Origin of the sequence: Marisediminitalea oceani, assembly GCF_003731635.1 — a bacterium.
Lineage (GTDB): Bacteria > Pseudomonadota > Gammaproteobacteria > Enterobacterales > Alteromonadaceae > Alteromonas > Alteromonas oceani.
Genome location: NZ_RCUA01000010.1, coordinates 43,827 through 63,821, shown reverse-complemented (window position 1 = coordinate 63,821; position 19,995 = coordinate 43,827). Strand labels below are relative to the sequence as shown.

Here is a 19,995-nt window from a genome sequence, read left to right as displayed (position 1 = left end):
CTGACCCCTTGATTTCATTATTGCTCGTCGTCATCTGCATCATTCACCCAGCGATTACGGCCCGTTCGCTTAGCTTTGTAGAGGGCTTTGTCGGCAGCTTCTACAGAGGGGAGCGTGATCCTGCCATCCTGTTGCTGACCAACAGAAATACCAATGCTCACGGTGACATGGTCGGCAACGCCGCTAAAGTCGTGGGGAATTTGCGCATTTTTAAACGCATCCAGAATATTCCGGGCTACCGTTATCGCCCCTTGTTCGTTGGTATCGGGTAACAGTACGGCAAATTCTTCGCCGCCGTAGCGGGCTAAAATATCGGTTTTACGGGGCATCTGTTGCTTAACTAATGAGGCCACTTGCTTTAAACAAATGTCGCCCTGACTGTGACCATAGTTATCGTTATATTGTTTAAAATAGTCCACATCAATTAGTAATACGGTCAGTGGCCAGCGCTGTCGGTTAGCCACATTGAGTGCCTGGGAATAGTAGTCGTCAAAAGCGCGGCGGTTAGCTATACCGGTGAGTGCATCGCGCAGACTCATTTCTTCCAGAGTATTCTTTTGTAATTCGATAGTGGTGGCAAACCGTTCAAAACTCTGTGCCAGCTCGGTAATTTCGTCCCTGCCGCTCACGGTGATGAGGTGGCCCTCGCCGGTGGACCGTTGCTGGACCTGTTTGTTAAGGGTTTTTAACCGGTTAACTACTACCCGCTGGATAAACACGGCAAATCCAATATAAGCGAACAGGACAATAATAAACAGCAGGCTGGCCTGTTTTACCTGTTGCTCAACTAGTCGGGAGGTTTTCGCCGCCCGGCCCAGTACAGCCTGATTTAGCTGATGAGATTCAAATTCATTTAAACGGGCGTAGTCGGCAATCAGGTTACGTACAAAGTTACTTCTGCCTTGCACCCGGCCGAGGATCTTTAACTGCAACTGACGCAGCGCAATTAAGCCGGAATTGGGATGTAACACGGTTTCGGATAAGGCCGCAATGGCCAGCTGTGCACTTTGTTGTTGGTCTGCCGGCAGCGTATCGGCAAGTTCAGACAATGAAATAAACAGGGTATCCAGATTACTCTGACGCTGCCGTATCTCGCTTAGCTGGTCGAGGCTGGTGAGCTCCGCTGAGAGCAGCATGATACGTGAGAATAATAATGACCAGGACGTGCTGGCGGTGGTTGTGCTGTTGGTAGTCAGATCGGTATTGATCTGGCCTTGCAGATCGAAGAGTTGTGCAGTTAATCGATCGATTCTGCTATTGATAGCGATACGTTGCTCTACTAACCCATTGAGTTCATCCAGTTCCCGTTCTACCGAACTCAGCTGAGACGTAATGTGGTAGGTTTGCTCATTTTCCAGCGACAGTTTGTGCAGGCCTTGCAACTGACGGGTGATGGCATTGGTAGCTATCCTGCGCATGGCTTCTGAGTTGGCCATGGATAACTGCTCTGTGCCACTCAGCAACAGGTTCATTTGCGAATACAGTTTGCCCGACTGAATAACACTGGGCAGCGATTTATCCATCATTGAATTTAAGGACTGTTCGAATGATGACAGTTTGGAATAGGTGGTATATGCCAGGATCATTACCGCGATGATCAGCGTCACCAGACTCAAATTAATGATCCCCGATAGCGAGTATAATCCCCTGAACTTAAGACGTTTGCTGGCAGTCTGCCGCCCTTGCTGACTGTTCATCTCAGCTGTCCTTGCCATTTACAAAGCTGACTCTGCCTGTTGCAGTGGCAGACAGAGTAGACTGACGTCGTAGAACACTGATTACGATGTCGGCAATCAGTGGGGTAACCTGCTGGCTAAAGGGAACTTCAGTTCCGCGTTTGAGGCTGTCATATCCGTCACCGCCATTTGCCAGATAATCGGAAGTGGCAAGCGAATAGATACGGCCCGGTTCCATAGGCGTGCCGTTAATAGTGAGCTCTTTCACTCGATTCCCCGGCGCAGCAGAAAGCTGCACTTTGAACTGCATACCAGAAACATGTGGGAAACGGCCTGAGGCGTCTTCAACCCTGCTCACACCGTTTTCCAGTGCTGACTTTAAATCAGCTCCGGTGATCCTCAGTACCCGGATATGATTTCGAAACGGCAGTTCGCTGGTAATATCTTTACGGGTTAACAGGTGCCCCTCACGATAACTGCGCTCACCTCGGATAGCGCCGCCGTTGATGATTGCCACGTCGGTGTGACTGGCTTCTTTTAAGGCATCGCTCACCAGGTTTCCAAAGCCATTCTCACGGGTACGTACGGCATTTCGCGTAGTATCCATTTCGCTGGTAAGACGGGCTACCTGTTCACTAAGCAGTGCGGTAATCCGGTTATCATAGCTGGCTACCTGTTCGGCAATCACCGGATCTTTCGGGTAGTCGCTAAGGGGCAGTTGTACCACTTCGTACTGAGCCTCGGCAGGATTGCCTTGTGGCCACTCAATGCTCACTTTCGCGGCGGCGGCTTCGCTGGTGACGATGACATAGTTTGGCCGCGGCTTTTCATCAGGCGCCACCGGCTCAACATAGTAAGGATCGCTGCGTAACACCAGATCGACTTGCGATTGACTCAATAGCTTATTAATAAAAGGTAATTCGTCTGAAACCATCAGCACAACTAATTCTGCGCCGCGTTCCCTGAGCGCGTTGGCACGGCTGACTATGGTGTCGTAGGGTGAGTTAATCTGCAGCCGGTGCATTAAGTACTCTTCTGAGGAAGCGCTCGCTATCACCGTAAGAATGCCAACCCTGACACCCCCTCTTTCAAGAATGATATCCTGCCAGGTACCTTCGAGTTCCCGCCGGGTGAGTGGATCGGTCACGTTGCTCAATACTAACGGGAAAGCAGCCTCATAGGCGCGTAACGACAGCTCATCCTCAAAGTAACTGAACTCTCGCTTGGCTACGCCCATGGCATCCGGTTCGATAGTGTTGAGGATATCGATAATATGCGCACCACGGTCGAAGGATGAAAGCATGCTGGGGGCCAGGCTACCGCCGCCAAATAAGAACAGACTGGGTTGTTGAGTGTCTCTGGTTTGCTTAACCAGAGTAGCTAAATTGGCGTAGCTGCCATGCGGCGGATTAATGATAAGAGGCAGTTCAGCTGCATAGAGCACGGTAAGCTGTTTAGACTGACACGCAGTAGCTATAAACAGTGAGCTTACACACATCAAACCGAGAACAAGGGTATAGCAGCGAAACACCTGGAGCGGACCTCTTTGGAGACTTCTTAACCGCTTTCTATCGTAACACTGATATTTTTATGCGGGGTAGCTAAAAAGCCATAAGGTATAAAAAATAATGCGTTCGCGGTACTATTCGGTATGGATTAATCACAGTTGATGGATATATGAGCAATATGATTGAGATCTCGTCGACACTGGCTGTTGCCGAAAGCGAAATAGAGCTGCAGGCCATTCGTGCCCAAGGCAGTGGCGGGCAGAACGTAAATAAGGTGAGCAGTGCTATTCATTTACGCTTTGATATCCACAACTCATCCTTACCTGATCCCATTAAGGAGAAGCTGCTCAACTGTAATGATAGTCGGGTAAACTCCGACGGCGTAATGATTATAAAGGCGCAACAATTCAGGACCCAGGAGCAGAATCGCGAGGACGCCATTGCCCGTTTAGTGGAGTGGATTAAGGAAAACACCAAAGTGCAGAAAAAGCGCCGTCCCACCCGGGTCAGCAGAGCCGTGAAGGCCCGCCGCAAAGATGCCAAGCAGGCCAATAGTCAACGTAAACAACAGCGTCAGAAAGTTCGCTGGTGATCCCTCGGCCAGTCGAACAATCTGATGGCGCTCTAAAAGGTGTAGCGTAAGCTCAATTTGGCTGTGGTACCGCTGTACAGATTATTAATAACCCGCTTTTGCTCGCTGAGATAAGAACGGTCCGGGTAGTTAAGAATATTATTCAGGCTGAATTTTGTGCTCAGGTGCTCACTGAAGCGCCAGCTGAAAGACTGGTTCCACGAAAGGACTTTCTCTCTGATGGTGTCCTGTTGGGCATCGGCGCCTACATCATCCAGCGCCTCACTTTGCCAGGCCAGATTAGTGGTATATTGCCACTGATTATTCTTAACCAACAGGTTAAGCATCAGGCGATGCTCAGCCCGCTCCGGCATGGCAATAGCGCGGTCGGCCAGATTGGCTTGAGTATCTGAGTAGGTGTAAGAGGCTTTGATATCAATCAGAGCCAGCCCGGTATCGGTAAACTGCTGTGACCAGTAGGTTTGCACACCGCGGATAAAGCCGTCCTTGCCATTTTCCACCCGGGTTACATCGTACACAATGCCGTCGAGTTCTTCTGTAACCCTGGAATCATAGAAGAAGTCCGCGATATCGTTGTAGTACACCCCGGCATAGAGTTTTCCTACCCGGGTGTGAGTATATTCGAGCCCGGCAAACCAGTTAACAATGGTGGTGGCCTCAAGGTCCGGTGAGCCTTCCGTAATGGTGCGGGTGGGAGGATTAATGCGGCGGTAACGCACCGTATCAAAATACTGCGGGCGCATTAGCTGCTCAAAATAATTAAACTTTAAACGGGTGGAGGCGGATAACTGGTAGCGTAATTCCAGAGATGGCAGCAGATGCTGATAGCTGTTACCGCCTTCCACAAATGCCGCATCAAAGTGGCTGAAGTTTTCTTCGATAGTCAGACCGGCCACGTCCACACTGGTGATCTGATCGCCAAGGTTTGCAATACCGGCTTCGGTGGGCCCGCTCACTGCACCACGAGTGCTGGTTTCGGTTTTCTCATAACGCAGGCCAAGACGCCAGAACCAGGATGCCCGTTGCTGATATGCATCAATGTAAGCTGAGCTCACCGTTTCTTCGCTGGTATAGATATCCTGGATAGACTCTAAAAAGGATTGAGCCGGGTTAAAATTAAATTGCTCCGGATTAGCGGCAGGTAAGGGCTGTCAATAGAGTAGTTAGCTGTCAGACCCTGATCGACAAAATTCCAGGGCAGCCAGAGTCGCTCGTTGACCCAACGGCTAAAGTAGACGCCAGCTTCAAACGCGCTGGTGTCGGTTTCGTAATTGACGCCGAGGCGATGGCGATGAATATCCCTGGCGGTTTCCATTCTGTGAAAGTAACGGCGAATACGCGAGTCGGACACGCTGACATCGCTTAAGGTGGAGCCGTCATCACTGAGTTCGGCGCTATCAATGGTTCCGGCGCCAATTTGGTATTCCAGCCGGTTACGAGTGGCGATATCGTCGTAGTTGGTCGACATGCCTTCGTAGGTAAAATAAGTGTGTTCAGAAAGTACGTAGTCAGCGCGCCACTGCATATTGGTGCTGGTGGTATCAAACTGGTCCTGGCTGTAGCGGGGGAAACCCAGCAATAAAGCCTGTTGTTCAGGTGCCTCCGGGGCATCAATGGATAGCCAGCGTGCCTCATAAAAATCGACTATTCGCTCCAGGCTGTTTCTCTGGGCGTTAAACTGTAAGCGCCAGCGGTCAAAACTTTTGGCCAGCTTAATACTACCACCAGGGGTATATTCGCGGGCCACGTCCTGATAACTTACATTGGCTTCAAGCTCTGCATCATGGGCGGTGGCCCTGCCTTTTGATAAACGAAACTGACCTCGAAAGTCCACGCCTTCGGCATCGGTCACCGCGCTGAAAAAGCGCCCGGGGGTATCGTTACCCTGATATTCAGAAGCAATGGGATTACGCTTGAGCAAGATCCTATCGCGCTCCCTGGCGCTTTGATTGGTCGCATCATCAGAGGGTCTTGCCACGGGCGAAGCTGTGGTTTGTGCAGATGTGGTGCCGGTAACCGACAACGTAGTCAGAATGACAGAGAGTAACGATAATTTAAACGGTGTACCGACTGCCTTAAGGCCCCTATGACCTTTTCGGGTATCACTAGACATTAATTTCCCTTCAAAGAAGAACAACAAAAAATAACGGTCGTTTTCAGGCAATAGGTACTTAATCAGTGAGCGGGCTGAGCGTGAGTTATTTTTGTCTACGCAGCCAGTGATCAGCTCTGCTCTTGGTGGCAGGTTATAGCTGTGGACGGACCGCATTATTATTGTTTTTTGTGTGTCCGACAATGCACTGATTAGCGGCGTAAAGGTAGCTATTTATCGGGCGAAAAACGAGCTTAATAAGATAAGCCTACTGTGAATAACGTTCAGTGGAGACACACTTTGTGTAAATTATACGATTGGTTAAGAGTTTTGGACGCCCGGTGCAACATGCTATTGAGTCAGGTTGTAAGCTAGCTCACATCATTTAGCCACGGAAAATTACACGATGCTATTTAGTTTTAAACCTTGTTTCTGCGCACCAAAACTGGCCATTGTTCTGGCTCTGTTAGTGATGATTCTGAACCTGTTTGTCCCGCAGGAGGTGCAGGCCGCTGTGGTGCTGGAAGAACCGCATTTTTGTGGCCCTTTTCGAAGTGAGGCTGAGACCTTGCCTAACATCGTACCGGCTTTATATGACGTGGTGTCTGGCGCGCCGGGCGAGGAACGTAACTGGCAGTTACTCCACGAGCTGTTTGCGCCCACTGCGACCATCACACCGTTGTTTCATCGCGAGGGGATGCCGGATATTTCAGTACTGACTGCTAGTGAGTTTGTGGAACTCAATAAATTACTGTTTAAGGATGTGGGGTTTTATGAAACCGAGACTTACAATCAAACCATTCAGGTAGGACACATGGCAACGGTTATCAGTGCCTACGAATCGCGGGAATCACCGAACAAACCGGCTTACTCGAAAGGTATTAATACCTTCCAGTTGGTAAACGACGGTAGGCGTTGGTGCGTGATATCGGTAACCTGGGACAGTGATAAAGGCGGCCATGATATTGCCGGGAGTATTGCTGAAGTGTTTGGTACAGAATAGAGAAAGTGGAAGAAGACCCCGATAAAAAGTACCGTCATACCGGCCTCCAAGCCGGTATCTCCTGAGCTGCGTGACTTATGAAAAACATCCCGCTTTTTATTTTGACGTTTAGACCCACGATAACAGAGAAGGGGATCCCGGATATTTTCTGCGAAAATTCCGGGATGACTGTGAAAAGTATTCCGGTCAAAAAAATCTGTCATACCGGCCACCGAGCCGGTATCTCCTGAGCAGCATGACTCATTTAAAATATCCCGTTTTTTATTCTGATGTTTCAGACCCACGACAACAGGGAAGGGGGCCCGGATATTTTCTGCGAAAATTCCGGGATGACTGTGAAAAGTATTCTGGTCAAAAAAATCTGTCATACCGGCCACCGAGCCGGTATCTCATGAGCAGCATGATTCATTTAAAACATCCTGCTTTTAATTTGGTTCTTTGTATCGCGAAATACTGGTGGCGCGCAGATCAAGTAAAAGCGTAGAGCCGTCATGGATGTCGGCTCCGGCCAGCGCGGGCAGGACGCCCGCTCTGGGCGATAGGTTTTACCTGCCCGCCACCAGTATGCAACTTCGCGATTAAAGAACTGGCAGGAGTCCAGAGGGGAGCCACCTCCCCTCTGGGTGTAGTCGGCACCCCGACAGAATGCTGATGCGGGCATTGATTTCAATTTCTACAGCGTTGCGTAATCGTTCGAAGAGCTTTTGAGCCTGCGATAACAAAGACGGAGGTCCCGGATATTTTCTGCGAAGCTTCCGGGGTGGTAGGGAGAAGTATTTCGGTCAAAAATAAGCTGTCATACCGGCCTCTGAGCCGGTATCTCCTGAGCAGCGTGACTCATTTAAAATGTCCCGCTTTTTATGTCGCTCTTTTCAGACCCACGGTAACAGGAAAGGGGGGCCCGGATATTTTCTGCGAAAATTCCGGGATGACATTGAGACCCCGGATAGCTTCTGCGAAGCTTCCGGGGTATAAAACGTGAGATTGATTAGGTTAATCAGACGGTTCAGGGGATCCCGGATAACGCCCTTGGCGTTTCCGGGATGTAAAAACACGTTAGTGTTTTTACACCTTAAACTGTCGGATTGAGCTTTGCAGTTCTTCGGCCAGCCGGGCGACTTCTTCGCTCGACTCTGACGTTTGTTGTGCACCCACCGTGGTCTCTTCTGCGATACCAACAATGGTTTCCAGCTTCTCAGAAATATCCTGTGATACCAGGTTCTGCTCACGGGCTGATTGCTCAATCTGGCTACTTACATCGTGAGCCCGTTTAACGGCCTCAGAAATAATGTCGAGGGCCTGGGTAGCCAGTTCGGTTTGTTCAACACACTTGGCGGTTTGTTGTTTACCCTGATCCATCACCGATACCGCTTTCTCTGCGCCTTCCTGCAGAACTTCGATCATCGCGTTGATTTCCTGAGTCGACTCCTGGGTACGGCTGGCCAGGGTACGAACTTCGTCGGCTACCACAGCAAAGCCCCGGCCTTGCTCACCGGCACGGGCTGCCTCAATGGCGGCGTTCAGTGCCAGCAGGTTAGTTTGATCGGCGATGCCGCGAATAACATCAAGGATGCTACCGATGCTGGCGCTGTCCTGATGAAGCTTGTGAATAACCTGAGCGGCGTCTTCTACATCGCGGGCAAGTACTTCAATGGTGGCCTTGTTCTCCAGTGAAATGTCACGAACCTTGTTCGATTCCTGGTCGGCATTACGAATTTCAAGCAACGTATCTTCGGCATTTTGCGAGACCATCTGCGAAGTGGAATGCATTTCTGTGGTTGCCGTGGCTACCAGGCCAATTTGCGCTTTCTGATCCTGGATAGACTTAGTGGTTTGCGTGGTAACGGCTGAGGTTTGCTCTGAAGCCGCAGCGAGTTGCTCGGCGCGCACGTTAATACCGCGGATCAGCTCTTTAAGGCTGAGGATCAACTTATTACAGTTTTTCGCCAACTGGCCAAATTCATCTTTACTGGAGTCATCCAGATTATGGGTCAGATCGCCGGAAGAGGCGATGTTGAGTAAGTCGTTGACCTTTTTAAGCGGAATGGTAATGGCATTAACGGTTTTATAACCGGTAAAGAAGGCAATAATCAGTGAGGCCAGAACGATAACCACTACCAGCGTGGTGCCAAAACTTACGTTACTGGTCACCTGTTCTTCCAGCGTTTTTACTTTGGCATTGGTCAGATTGAGTAGCTGTTCGAGCTCGCTTACCGCGTTGGCCGCCATTTCTTCAGATTTGCCAAGGGCCTTCTCAGTCTGGTTGCGCAGTTCCAAGCGCGATACATGCAATTGCACCACGCCATCGCTGCCGGTTACCGCATCGATAGCATCATTAACCAGCGACTCCACTTCTTCCAGCGTGCCGGATGAATCCTGTCCATTAGCAGCGCTGAGCATGGCATCGAGCTGTTCCCGAATGGCATCCACGGCAAATTTTACTTCGTTACCCAAGGTGTCGGCACGAACCAGTGTCTGGGTTTTCATGTAGTCAGACGTTACCGTGATAAGCGTAAGCAGGCGGGTTTCCAATTCGCCGCCTAGCTCTGAGGCACGGCGCAGACTAGCATTGCTTTGTACTTCGCGTAAGTCGCTGAAATCGAGCAGGTAGGTGGAGGCGTCGTCAGCGTTATCCTCAACGTCCATTAAGCGGTCTTCAACATCGTTACGGCGGGACAAATAACTGTTGTGGCTGGCATATAAACCGTTAACTGTGGCCAGGTATTCCTGCGAGATACCATTTACGTTTTGCAAAGCAGCGCTAAGTTTCGGATCGTTTTTTACCGTTGATGCCAGTGCGCTGTACGCATTGGTAAAATTCTGACTGGCTTCTTCAAATTGTGTTTGTTTTTCTTTGACAGTAGACAGTTCATCAGACACATAAGCTTCGAAAACCAGACGGCCCATATTTAAAAATGAGGCTTTAAGCGTATTGCTGCCGATAACTGTGGGTACTGCCACGGTGTTCACTTCGCCTACATCATTTTGTAGAGAACGAAGGTTAATCAGAGACACTCCGCTGATGATTAGCAGCAGCACACTTATCGTGAAGAAGCCGAGAACAACCCGTGCTTTTACCGTTAAATTCATTGTAGCTCCCAGAGCATTATTATAGTTTTGGCGTTCCAAACAAATATGAACTGTGCCTGTTCGGAGTCTGGTGTTAACCGGTTCCTTTAGTATTGCAGCGTTGCATCCCCTCAAAGCAAGCAATAAACCGGATAATCTGTTGCAGAGGAGCTGGTTCCCCCGCAAGATTAGTTATACCAATCTTTTAAAACTGATACAAAAGTATTAGAACTTTTTCAGCGGATTTTTGTATCAGCTCACTATTCCTTATCGGACAGTTTTGCCAATAGTTAAATTATTTAATCAATGGTTGCCCATTAGTATAGTCGTTGAGACAAGGTTACGCAGATACCGAAATGCATTCGTTGGTTTCTTTGTGCCAGAGGGTCATGGTGTTGCCCCAGACGTAACCTGTATCGAGAGCTACAAACTGGTTAGAAGAAGTGTTGCCCTGCAGTGCCGCCCAGTGGCCGAATAAAATGCGTTCTTCGGCTTTTAACTGCTGATTGGGGATGTCAAACCAGGGGCGCAGTGAAGAAGGTGCATCCTTTGGCGCTGATTTTACCGATAAGTTAAGGGCCAGTGAGGGGCGGACAAAGCGCATTCGGGTGGTGGCATTGATGATAAATCGTTGCCGCTGTTTACCGCTGAGTTTGTCATTCCACTTCGGCGGGCCATCGCCGTACATGTTTTCGAGTAGCTGGCACCACTTTACGCTTTTGAGTTGTTCGGCGATTTCCTGACTGTACGTCAGTAACTGAGTTGTCGACCAGCCCGGATATAAACCGGCATGCACCATGGTATGCTTTTCATCAAGAGCCATTGCCAGCGGCCACTGCCTTAGCCAGGCGGTGAGCTCCTCAATATCCGGAGCTTTCAACAGAGGCTCAAGGTTATCACTACGCTTGGCTTTTTTTATTCCTTGCGACACCGATAAAAAATGCAGGTCGTGATTACCCAGCACGCTGAAAAAGCTGCTGCCTAATGAACGCAGATAACGCAGCGTACTCAGTGAGTCCTCACCACGGGCAATCAGATCGCCCACGGCATACAGGCTATCGCGGCCGGGCTCAAAGCTAACGCTGTCGAGCAAACGGCGAAGCCCGGCGTAACACCCCTGAATGTCGCCAATTACATATGATGCCATTACTATAAGTTAGTTGATGATATTGGGTAGCGCGAGGCGGAACGGCTCTATGGGTACTCTGAAAACATCGCCGTCGGCGGTTTTCATATCGTAATATCCCTGCATAGTGCCTACCTCCGTATCAATTACGGAGCCACTGGTATATTGAAAGCTGTCACCGGGTTCAATGGTGGGTTGTTTACCTACCACACCTTCGCCGCTGACTTCGGTTTCTTTGCCATTTGCATCAGTTACCAGCCAGTAGCGGTGAGTCAGCTTTACCGCGAAGCTATTGTGATTGATCACAGTAATCTGATACGCAAAGGCATATTTATCGCTGTCTGAGGGCAAATGCTCTGGTAAGTGCCGCGTTACTACTCTTACGGTTACCAGGTCGGCCGGATTATGTTCGGTCTTCGGTGCTGTCATGTTCACTCACCCAATTCGCAATGGTTGCAAAATCATCGAGCGACAGTGTCTCAGCCCGTCGGGTTGGATCAAGGCCAAGCGCTTCTAACTGTGCTTCGTCAATACAGTCTTTCAGACTATTACGTATGGTCTTTCTGCGTTGATTAAACGCCATCGTGCAAACACGTTCAAGCATTTTTACATCACTAACCGTCACCACCGGGGTTTGATGGGGGGAAAGACGGACCACGGCCGACTCCACCTTCGGTGGCGGCACAAAGGCACCTGGCGGTACATTGAGTACCGGTTGAACCTTACAGTAATACTGCGCCATAACCGATAAACGGCCGTAATTTTTATTACCAGGGCTGGCAGCCAAACGGTTAACCACTTCCTTTTGCAGCATAAAATGCATGTCGCCAATGATCCCTGCGTGGGAAAACAGGTGAAACATGATAGGCGTGGAAATGTTGTAAGGCAGATTACCAAAGACCCGCAAAGGCGCATCAGGTTTGGCTAAATCGTTAAAGTCTACGGTCAGGGCGTCCTGTTCAACAATGGTCAGCTTGCTGCCATGAAACGGGTGATGACGCAGGCGTTTGGCCAGATCCCGGTCCAGTTCAATCACCGTCAGCGCGCTAACCCGCTCACAAACCGGATCGGTAAGCGCGCCCAGACCAGGGCCAATTTCAACGAGATTCTCGCCGTCCTGCGGATTAATGGCATCGACAATTTGCTCTATCACAAAGGTGTCGTTTAAAAAATTCTGGCCAAACCGCTTACGGGCGGTATGGCCTAAATGGGTTTTATTCATTGTTGATGATGAGCCAGTTCAATTGCTTTGTTCAATGCTTTGGTAAAACTGCCGCTGTCGGCCTGACCTTTTGCGGCCAGATCCAGCGCAGTACCATGATCTACTGAGGTGCGAATAAACGGCAGACCCAAAGTAATATTCACCGCCGCACCAAAGCCCTTATATTTTAGCACGGGAAGTCCCTGGTCGTGATACATGGCCAAAACGACATCGGCATCTTCCAGGTATTTAGGCTGGAAAATGGTATCAGCAGGCAAGGGCCCGGTGAGGTGAATACCTTCAGCGCGCAGTTCGTCCAGTGCAGGGCTAATGGTTTCGATTTCTTCGCGGCCAATGTGGCCGTCTTCACCGGCATGCGGATTAAGACCACACACATAGATATGCGGCCTGGTGATATTAAATTTAAGCTTCAGATCGGTATGAATGATATGAATGACCTTGTGCAGGCGCTCGCGGGTGATAGCCCGGGATACATATTCCAGCGGAATGTGGGTAGTAGCCAGAGCCACATTCAAACCTTCGGTTGCCAGCAGCATCACCACATCAATGGTATTAGACTGGTGGGCGAAATACTCAGTGTGGCCGCTAAAGGAAATTCCCGCTTTATTGATAATGCCTTTGTTTACCGGCCCGGTGACCACAGCGTCAAAGTCGCCTTCGATGTTGGCTTGGCAAGCCTGACGCAGGGTTTCTACCACGTAGTGGCCGTTATCGCTGCTCAATACGCCGGGCTCAACCGGCACGGCAGTAGGAATCGCCTGAATAAACAGTTCTCCCTGCGCCTGAATTCGTGTTTCGCCATGGGGGTATGGTATCAGCTTAAGCGGCATGTTTAATGCCGCAGCGCGTTCCTGCATCATGGTTTCGTCGGCAAAAATAACCAATTGTGCCGGCCATTCCTGTTGTGCCAGTTCGATAACCAGATCGGGGCCAACGCCAGCGGGTTCGCCTGGCGTTATGGCAATTTTAAGCGGTGTCATAGTCAGACCTTAATTTTAATCACTAAGGACTTCGATATAAGCCGAGTCACGCATTTCACGTAACCAGTTCTCACTCTCTTCCGCAAATTTACGGTTAAACAGTAGCTGGTGGGCTTTATCTTCCTTGCGTTGTTCTGTGGCATCGTCGATACGACGGTCGAGCAACTGAATTAAATGCCAACCGTGTTGCGTACGTACAGGTTCACTGTACTCTCCGGGCTCCAAATTAGCCAGTGCTTCTTTAAATTCGGGCACATAGATGCTTGGATCTGACCACCCCAGCTCACCACCACGCAGGGCAGAACCTGGGTCTGCTGAGTGCTCTTTTGCCAGCTCGGCAAAGTCGGCGTCGCCAGCCTGCACCTGTTCCTTAAACTCAACCAGCATACTGCGGGCACGCTCTTCACTGAGAATAATGGACGGCTGGATCAGAATGTGTCGGGCGTTAACTTCTTCTACTTCCACAACCTCAATACCGCGGGTATCGAGAATTTTCAGGATGTGGAAACCGGCACCACTACGAATTGGGCCGATAACCTCACCTTTGCGCTTGCCCTGTACCGCTTCGGCAAACAGAGTGGGCATGGCGTTAATGTTCATCCAACCCATGTTACCGCCGTCCAACGCTTCAGAGCCTGAAGAGGCGGCAATGGCCAGACGGGAAAACTCAGAGCCTTCATCCAGCAGGTTAAGTACTTTATCAGCACGTTCGCGGGCATCGGCTACGTCGGCATCAGTGGTTTCCGGCGGGAAACCAATCAGAATGTGACCAAGTTCATACTCTGCCTGAGCAGAACCCTGTTGTTCCATCAGGTCTACCAGGTTAGCGATTTCCTGCGAAGTGATGTAGATTCGACGGCGCACGTTAGCGCGACGTACTTCACCCATAATGATTTCCTCGCGAACCTGTTCGCGGTAGTCATTGTAGGCAATGCCCTGACGGGTAATTTCATCACGCAGTTGCTCAACAGTTGCGCCTTCACCGGCAGCGATGTTGGCAATGGTCTGGTCAAGCTGTGGATCACTTACCCGGATCCCCATGCGCTCTGCCATTTGCAGTTGCAGGTTTTTCAGTATCAGGCGCTCAATAGCCTGAGTGCGCAGGGCTTCGTCAGAAGGCAGGCGCTGATCTTTGGCTGCCGCGTCTGCTTTTACTTCATTAACCAGTGCCCGTACTTCACTTTCCAGTACCACACCCTGATCAACAATCACCGCCACTTTGTCGAGTAGCTCGGTTTGGGCCATGACTGGTAAGCTCATTACCAGACTTAAAAACAAACCCCGAATAAAATACTTCATAAACTCTCTTGCTTGTTGTTAATACTGCCGTGTTCCTTTGCGGGATACCGGCGCATTTAATTTAACACGTAAGGCTGTCGATAGCCGAACATGCCGTCTTCGAGCATAGCCCGATTCGACCGGGATGAACCGATCCCTTTAAAAATAAATTGCAGAGCAATACTTGAGTCAAACTCATTGGTATTTTGCTGGCCCGTTACGTCGTAACGGTTACTCAGACTTCGCTGGGCAACAATCCGTACTGCCCAGCAGCAGGACTCATACTGTAACCCAAAATAGTTTTCGATGCTTCTGTCTCGCTCTAAATCGCGATAAGAACGCCCGACTACCTGCCAGTTTTCGCCAATCGGCCAGCTCGCTGATACACCGAACTGATCGATAGTTTCACCCGACAGATCGCGCACAAACCGGTGACTCAGTTGTACCAGCCGTGTGGCGTCGAGACGATATTCCAGCGCCATACTGCTGCGTTCAACCTTGTCATTGTCGGTGGCAATTTGCACTGCCGAATGAACAAACCAGCTGTCATCAAAACGCCAGTCCAGTTCGCCGGCCAGTGCCGAACGGTTGCGATCGTCCACTGCCGTGGTGACCTGCGAGTCCGACAGGTAGAATATCTGACCCAGACTGATAACAAATTGTTCCCTGTTGTTGTCATCAATTATGCGTGAGGTTGCACCCACCGTAATCTGGTCATTGTCACTGATACGGTCAAGACCGGTAAATTCCTGGCCGCGAAATAGTCCGTTTACATCGGTTAACAGCGCAGTGGTGTCGTATAAACCAATATTGCTCTGGTCTTCATAGGAGGTATACAGATACTGAACCTTGGGCTCAAAAGTAATGGTGACATCATTGCCAAACAGCTGGTCGTTCTTTTCCAGGTAAAGGGTGCTGAACAGTCGGCCCTGATACAGGGTGCGGTTCACCTCTTCGTCCAGTTCGGTGTTGGCAATGTTGGTTTGTTTGTAATAGGTATTCATGGCCGTTAGTTCAGCCGTAACCTCACCCCAGTAACGCTGATAGGGAAGCGCAACGGTGGGAGCCAGATGCCAGCGCAGGGCGTCCGGCCTGGTATCCTGGGCATTATCAAAGTACGCCAGCTCAGAGTCCACCTTAAAAGTCAGTAACTCACCGAGGCTGTTACGCCATTGGAGCTTTGCTTCCGGCAGGGCGCGGTAAATGGCATCGAAGTCGCCCAGGGTTTCAAAATCACGTAAGTACAGGCTCATATCCAGCGACTGACTGTAATAATCCAAGCCAATGGTACGGTTGATAGTAGTATCCGAGCGATTGTAAAAGTCCGAGCCCAGGTCAACCACATAGTTGTTGTCGCTGATGCCGTTGAAATCCACGTTGAGCTGCCAGTTATCCGATAACATGCCGTGATGCTGTAAACGGTAAAAATAGCGGCTGTCGTCGCTGGCCAGTTTTGTATCATTATTTAAATATTCGAGGTGCATCTGACCACCGGAGGAGTTGGTCAGATAGCGGAATTCCGTTTTTAACTGCAGGCCACGGTTAGTCATCAGCCGCGGCGAGATGGTCATGTCATAATTGGGCGCAATATTCCAGTAAAACGGCTGCTCATAATCTACCCCGGTAGCGCTGGAACTGCTGATGATCGGAAACAGCAAGCCGGTTTGGCGTTGGTTACTGACCGGAAAAGCGAAATAGGGCAAATACAGCACCGGCACATCGCCCAGATAAAAGCGGGTATGACGCGCTTCACCGAGGGTGTCGCCGGGTTCAATACTGATTTCGGAGGCTTCAAGCCGCCAGTCCTGCTGGTCCAGCGGGCAGGTGGTAAAGCTGACATCACGCAGGGCGATACCTTGCTGAGTACCTATATCAATCTCACCGGCGGCACCATGGCCTACAAAACCGGTAAGCTGATACTGCGTATTTTCCAGCTTTAAGGTTTGCTCAACCGAGTCCACCGACAGCAAGTCGCTGCTGACAGTAAGAGCAGGACTGCGATAACTCACGTCACCACTGGCCGATAAGGCGCGGCCATTATCGGTAACCTCAGCCGTGTTGGCGTGAATAATGGCACTGTCGGTTACAATATCCACATCCCCTTCAAACAGGGCAAACTGGTTTTCGCGGATTTCTGCGGCGTCGGCAGTAACCTGAACCTGCTTTCTTTGAAGCAATTGCGAGCTGTCAAAGGGCGCCGGTACGGCCATACAAAGCGCATTGTTATTAATGGCGGTCTGCGCATTTGCCTGCCAGGCAAGACTGTTTAAACCTGCCAAAGCAAGCCAAACCAGGGCGCCATTCATGCGCCGGTGGCGGCTGATTGGTTGTCTGGGTGCCCGGGTGTTTCGTTGGCCATGCTGCTGAGCAAGTTGTGTAGTTTTCGACAGCAAATTATTATTCTCGGTGCTTCTAAGGATTATTCGGCTGGTAGGGGCGCCGATGTCAGTTCTGATAAGGCGCTAATTCTATGCACTTCGCCGCCAATTACCAACAGCAGACCCTAAAAAAATCGAAAAATTCATATCTTATCCCCATTTATTTGCTTTAAAGCAATGATGTGGGCGACTTCTCAAGCGAATAACCATTGGTTATAGTGCTTAACATCTTATCTTTTTACTGGTTGTTACGCCTGTTTATCAACCAGTTCGGCGCGGGGCGTCGCAGTTGCAGGGGGAATGCATGCCGATTTGGGGCAGATTACTGGGTTTAATTTTCGGAATGATGTTTTTAAAAATACCGGGCGCCATTCTGGGGTTCTTTGTCGGCTACATGTTCGACAAGGGCTACAGTCAGGATTTCGGCCGGATGGGCGGTTTCGGACGCTTTTTCTCCAGTCAGGATGCGTTGCAACAACAGGCCATATTTTTCCATAGTCTGTTTGCGGCTCTGGGCCACCTGGCAAAATCTGACGGTAAAGTCACAGAAGCAGAAATAAAGGTCGCTTCACGTCTGATGGACGACATGCAATTGCAGGGGCAGGCTCGTCAGGAAGCGCAACAGGCTTTCCGGGAAGGTAAATCGCGGGACTTTCCTATTGCCGATATTCTTAAGCAATTATACGAATCCTGTCATGGCCGCCGGGACATACTGCAGGTATTTCTGGAAATTCTAATTCAGGCGGCATTTGCCGATGGCCGGCTGGCCAACGAAGAATACCGGGTGTTGGAGAAAGTCGCTAAAGCGCTGGGGTTTGTGCGTCGCGATCTCGATTATCTTATTGCCATGTTTGAGGCCGAGGTGCGCTTTAGAAGTCAGGGGCGCGGTAGTCACCAACGTCAGGGTACTCAGCAAAGCAGTGGGCCGTCTCTGGAAGATGCCTATGCCGTGTTAGGGGTAACGGCCAGCGATGATGAAAAGGCTATCAAACGTGCTTATCGTAAGCGAATGTCTGAGCATCACCCGGACAAACTGGCCTCTAAAGGGTTGCCGGAACAGGCGATGGAAATCGCCAAAAATAAAGCCCAGGATATTCAGGCTGCCTACGAGCTGATAAAAGAGCGGCGCGGTTTTAAATGAGTCAGAAAATGCCGCCACCCGGCGAGGCCGATCTTGACCTGATAGAAGCCTTTATCGAAATGCTGTGGCTCGAAAAAGGCTTAAGCGATAATACTCAGCAGAGTTATCGCCGGGATCTGTGTCATGTGGCGGGCTTCCTGACCAGTCGTTCTATCAGTCTGAAGCAGGCCAGTCTCACCGACATGCAGGACTACCTGATGTTTCGCGAGCAGCGCGGACTGTCGGCGCGCAGTACTCAGCGCAACATCAGCGCTATGCGGCAGTTTTACCGCTATCTGGTTACCGACAACCAGCGTAAGGATAATCCGGTCAGTCAACTGGCAATCCCCAAGGCGGCCAAAAAGTTACCGGGTACCCTGAGTGAGGCCGATGTTGAGGCTTTGCTCGATGCGCCTGAGGTGGAAGAACCCATTGAATGTCGCGATAAATGCATGCTCGAAGTGCTTTATGCTACCGGCCTGCGGGTCAGTGAGCTGATTGGCCTGCGGCTGTCTGAAGTCAGTTTGCAGCAAGGTCTGGTGCGGGTGATGGGGAAAGGCAATAAAGAGCGCCTGGTACCGCTGGGTGAAAATGCGTTAGATGCGCTCCAGGATTATTTACACAGTGCTCGCCCGCAATTGTTAAAGCATCAGACCGACGTGGTGTTTGTCAGTAACCGTGGGGTACAGATGACCCGCCAGACTTTCTGGCATCGCATTAAGCACTATGCAGTAAAGGCCGGGATCCGTACGGAATTGTCTCCCCATACGCTGCGTCATGCCTTCGCAACCCATCTACTCAATCATGGTGCCGACCTGCGGGTGGTGCAAATGCTATTGGGCCACAGCGATCTGTCAACCACGCAAATTTATACCCATGTTGCCACAGAGAGACTTCAAAACCTGATTACAGAGCATCATCCTAGGGGATAAGACAATCCATCGGCAGGGCCGATTCGATGAGCGTGGGGGTAATTGTCGATGGCAATCATCGCCAGAGCGGGATTTTTTGATACACTAGAGCGAATTTTACGGTTAAATGCCGGTCTTAAAGAAAACAATGTGCTGCAATTTCAGCACCCCAGAGGCCGTAAAGGCCATAATCCGAGTGGTTTTCAGGAGTGATTAAATGAAAGTGTTTCTTCGCAGTTTACTGGCAGTGCTGAGTGTTGTTTCGGTAGCTGCAACTGCAAATGTACTGGCCGATGCGGCAGATAAAGAGAGCGTTAAAGCGAAAATCGAAACCACGCTGAAGTGGCGGGTAGATGCCATCGCCGACTCACCTGTTGATGGCTTACTGCAAATAAGTACCGAAAACGGCCTGTTCTACGTAAGCGCGGATGGTACCTATTTACTCCAGGCACGGGTTTACAATCTCGACGAAGAAATGCGTAACGAAACCGAAACCGCGCTGTCAGAAATGCGCCTGGATGGTTTAAAGCAATTTGATGATTCTTACATTGAATTTAAAGCAGAAGACGAACAATATGTTGTGACCGTGTTCACCGACACTACCTGCGGATACTGCCGTAAGCTGCACGAGCAGATTGCTCAGTACAACGAAGAAGGCATTACCGTTAGATATCTGGCGTATCCTCGTGCTGGCCTGAACAGCCCGGTCTATCGTCAAATGGTATCGGTTTGGTGTTCTGCCGATCCGAAAAAAGCCATGACCAATGCCAAATCAGGCAGCAGCGTAACGCCTAACAGCTGTGATAACGATATCGCCGAGCAATTTCGTTTTGGTCGTAAGATTGGCGTAAATGGTACACCTAACATCGTACTCAGCGATGGCAGTATCATTCCAGGCTACCAGCCTCCAGAACAGCTGCTATCGGCGCTTAAACAGATCGCCGGTTAATTTATTTACCAATCACCGGATACCGTGCCTCACAGGTATCCGGTTGCTTCACCAGTCAGATTTCTTTTCAGTTCCAGCAACGAATCATAGC

General features: G+C 50.2%; 16 protein-coding genes. 5 read left to right on the top strand and 11 right to left on the bottom strand.

Annotated features, from left to right (window positions below; genetic code table 11):
- Window positions 1–17 precede the first annotated feature (17 nt).
- Both D9T21_RS02795 and D9T21_RS02790 read right to left on the bottom strand, forming a co-directional pair.
- Window positions 18–1,697 carry a diguanylate cyclase gene (locus D9T21_RS02795; protein ID WP_164464556.1) on the bottom strand — a complete coding sequence of 560 codons (1,680 nt, stop codon included), beginning with the start codon at window positions 1,695–1,697 and terminating at the stop codon, window positions 18–20.
- Between the two features lies 1 nt (window position 1,698).
- Window positions 1,699–3,120 (bottom strand): bifunctional metallophosphatase/5'-nucleotidase, encoded by a 1,422-nt coding sequence (locus D9T21_RS02790; protein WP_164464555.1) that lies wholly within the window; start codon window positions 3,118–3,120, stop codon window positions 1,699–1,701.
- Window positions 3,121–3,362: 242 nt separating this feature from the next.
- On the opposite strand from D9T21_RS02790, the gene arfB reads away from it, so the two are divergent.
- Complete coding sequence (gene arfB, locus D9T21_RS02785) at window positions 3,363–3,776, top strand: alternative ribosome rescue aminoacyl-tRNA hydrolase ArfB (RefSeq protein WP_123323637.1); 414 nt, start codon at window positions 3,363–3,365, stop codon at window positions 3,774–3,776.
- Between the two features lie 32 nt (window positions 3,777–3,808).
- Here the strand turns inward: arfB and D9T21_RS02780 are convergent, their stop codons facing one another.
- Window positions 3,809–4,852: a TonB-dependent receptor domain-containing protein gene (locus tag D9T21_RS02780; protein ID WP_277423847.1), complete on the bottom strand. Its 1,044-nt coding sequence runs from the start codon at window positions 4,850–4,852 to the stop codon at window positions 3,809–3,811.
- Between the two features lie 14 nt (window positions 4,853–4,866).
- Window positions 4,867–5,889: a hypothetical protein gene (locus D9T21_RS02775; RefSeq protein WP_164464553.1), complete on the bottom strand. Its 1,023-nt coding sequence runs from the start codon at window positions 5,887–5,889 to the stop codon at window positions 4,867–4,869.
- A 385-nt stretch (window positions 5,890–6,274) separates the two neighbouring features.
- Here D9T21_RS02775 and D9T21_RS02770 point away from each other — a divergent pair, with 385 nt between their 5' ends.
- Window positions 6,275–6,871, top strand: a complete 597-nt coding sequence (locus D9T21_RS02770; RefSeq protein ID WP_123323616.1) for a hypothetical protein — start codon at window positions 6,275–6,277, stop codon at window positions 6,869–6,871.
- A 1,065-nt stretch (window positions 6,872–7,936) separates the two neighbouring features.
- Here the strand turns inward: D9T21_RS02770 and D9T21_RS02765 are convergent.
- From D9T21_RS02765 to D9T21_RS02735, 7 genes are all read right to left on the bottom strand, one after another.
- Entirely contained in the window at window positions 7,937–9,961 is a 2,025-nt protein-coding gene (locus D9T21_RS02765) for a methyl-accepting chemotaxis protein (RefSeq protein ID WP_123323615.1), read from the bottom strand.
- Window positions 9,962–10,280: 319 nt separating this feature from the next.
- Entirely contained in the window at window positions 10,281–11,087 is an 807-nt protein-coding gene (locus tag D9T21_RS02760) for a symmetrical bis(5'-nucleosyl)-tetraphosphatase (protein ID WP_123323614.1), read from the bottom strand.
- A 9-nt stretch (window positions 11,088–11,096) separates the two neighbouring features.
- Window positions 11,097–11,495 carry a Co2+/Mg2+ efflux protein ApaG gene (apaG, locus tag D9T21_RS02755; protein ID WP_123323613.1) on the bottom strand — a complete coding sequence of 133 codons (399 nt, stop codon included), beginning with the start codon at window positions 11,493–11,495 and terminating at the stop codon, window positions 11,097–11,099.
- The gene (gene rsmA / locus D9T21_RS02750; protein ID WP_123323612.1) at window positions 11,470–12,288 is read right to left on the bottom strand and encodes a 16S rRNA (adenine(1518)-N(6)/adenine(1519)-N(6))-dimethyltransferase RsmA; all 819 of its coding nucleotides are present in this window, start codon (window positions 12,286–12,288) and stop codon (window positions 11,470–11,472) included. The genes apaG and rsmA overlap by 26 nt, the downstream gene beginning before the upstream one ends.
- On the bottom strand, window positions 12,285–13,268 hold the full coding sequence (gene pdxA / locus D9T21_RS02745; RefSeq protein ID WP_123323611.1) for a 4-hydroxythreonine-4-phosphate dehydrogenase PdxA: 984 nt from the start codon (window positions 13,266–13,268) through the stop codon (window positions 12,285–12,287). The genes rsmA and pdxA overlap by 4 nt, the downstream gene beginning before the upstream one ends.
- A gap of 15 nt (window positions 13,269–13,283) precedes the next feature.
- On the bottom strand, window positions 13,284–14,567 hold the full coding sequence (gene surA, locus D9T21_RS02740; RefSeq protein WP_105936528.1) for a peptidylprolyl isomerase SurA: 1,284 nt from the start codon (window positions 14,565–14,567) through the stop codon (window positions 13,284–13,286).
- Window positions 14,568–14,623: 56 nt separating this feature from the next.
- The gene (locus tag D9T21_RS02735; protein WP_241155606.1) at window positions 14,624–16,939 is read right to left on the bottom strand and encodes an LPS-assembly protein LptD; all 2,316 of its coding nucleotides are present in this window, start codon (window positions 16,937–16,939) and stop codon (window positions 14,624–14,626) included.
- A 289-nt stretch (window positions 16,940–17,228) separates the two neighbouring features.
- Here D9T21_RS02735 and djlA point away from each other — a divergent pair, with 289 nt between their 5' ends.
- From djlA to dsbC, 3 genes are all read left to right on the top strand, one after another.
- The gene (gene djlA, locus D9T21_RS02730; RefSeq protein WP_123323609.1) at window positions 17,229–18,065 is read left to right on the top strand and encodes a co-chaperone DjlA; all 837 of its coding nucleotides are present in this window, start codon (window positions 17,229–17,231) and stop codon (window positions 18,063–18,065) included.
- The gene (gene xerD, locus D9T21_RS02725) at window positions 18,062–18,976 is read left to right on the top strand and encodes a site-specific tyrosine recombinase XerD (protein WP_206427220.1); all 915 of its coding nucleotides are present in this window, start codon (window positions 18,062–18,064) and stop codon (window positions 18,974–18,976) included. Before djlA ends, xerD begins: the two co-directional genes overlap by 4 nt.
- A 196-nt stretch (window positions 18,977–19,172) precedes the next feature.
- Window positions 19,173–19,904 (top strand): bifunctional protein-disulfide isomerase/oxidoreductase DsbC, encoded by a 732-nt coding sequence (gene dsbC / locus D9T21_RS02720; RefSeq protein WP_123323608.1) that lies wholly within the window; start codon window positions 19,173–19,175, stop codon window positions 19,902–19,904.
- Window positions 19,905–19,995 lie beyond the last annotated feature (91 nt).

Bases quoted from the DNA above. Each gene is read 5' to 3' on its own strand.
- D9T21_RS02795 (WP_164464556.1), bottom strand. From the start codon at position 1,697: ATGAACAGTCAGCAAGGGCGGCAGACTGCCAGCAAACGTCTTAAGTTC.
- arfB (WP_123323637.1), top strand. From the start codon at position 3,363: ATGATTGAGATCTCGTCGACACTGGCTGTTGCCGAAAGCGAAATAGAG.
- D9T21_RS02775 (WP_164464553.1), bottom strand. From the start codon at position 5,889: ATGTCTAGTGATACCCGAAAAGGTCATAGGGGCCTTAAGGCAGTCGGT.
- D9T21_RS02770 (WP_123323616.1), top strand. From the start codon at position 6,275: ATGCTATTTAGTTTTAAACCTTGTTTCTGCGCACCAAAACTGGCCATT.
- D9T21_RS02765 (WP_123323615.1), bottom strand. From the start codon at position 9,961: ATGAATTTAACGGTAAAAGCACGGGTTGTTCTCGGCTTCTTCACGATA.
- D9T21_RS02760 (WP_123323614.1), bottom strand. From the start codon at position 11,087: ATGGCATCATATGTAATTGGCGACATTCAGGGGTGTTACGCCGGGCTT.
- apaG (WP_123323613.1), bottom strand. From the start codon at position 11,495: ATGACAGCACCGAAGACCGAACATAATCCGGCCGACCTGGTAACCGTA.
- rsmA (WP_123323612.1), bottom strand. From the start codon at position 12,288: ATGAATAAAACCCATTTAGGCCATACCGCCCGTAAGCGGTTTGGCCAG.
- pdxA (WP_123323611.1), bottom strand. From the start codon at position 13,268: ATGACACCGCTTAAAATTGCCATAACGCCAGGCGAACCCGCTGGCGTT.
- surA (WP_105936528.1), bottom strand. From the start codon at position 14,567: ATGAAGTATTTTATTCGGGGTTTGTTTTTAAGTCTGGTAATGAGCTTA.
- djlA (WP_123323609.1), top strand. From the start codon at position 17,229: ATGCCGATTTGGGGCAGATTACTGGGTTTAATTTTCGGAATGATGTTT.
- xerD (WP_206427220.1), top strand. From the start codon at position 18,062: ATGAGTCAGAAAATGCCGCCACCCGGCGAGGCCGATCTTGACCTGATA.
- dsbC (WP_123323608.1), top strand. From the start codon at position 19,173: ATGAAAGTGTTTCTTCGCAGTTTACTGGCAGTGCTGAGTGTTGTTTCG.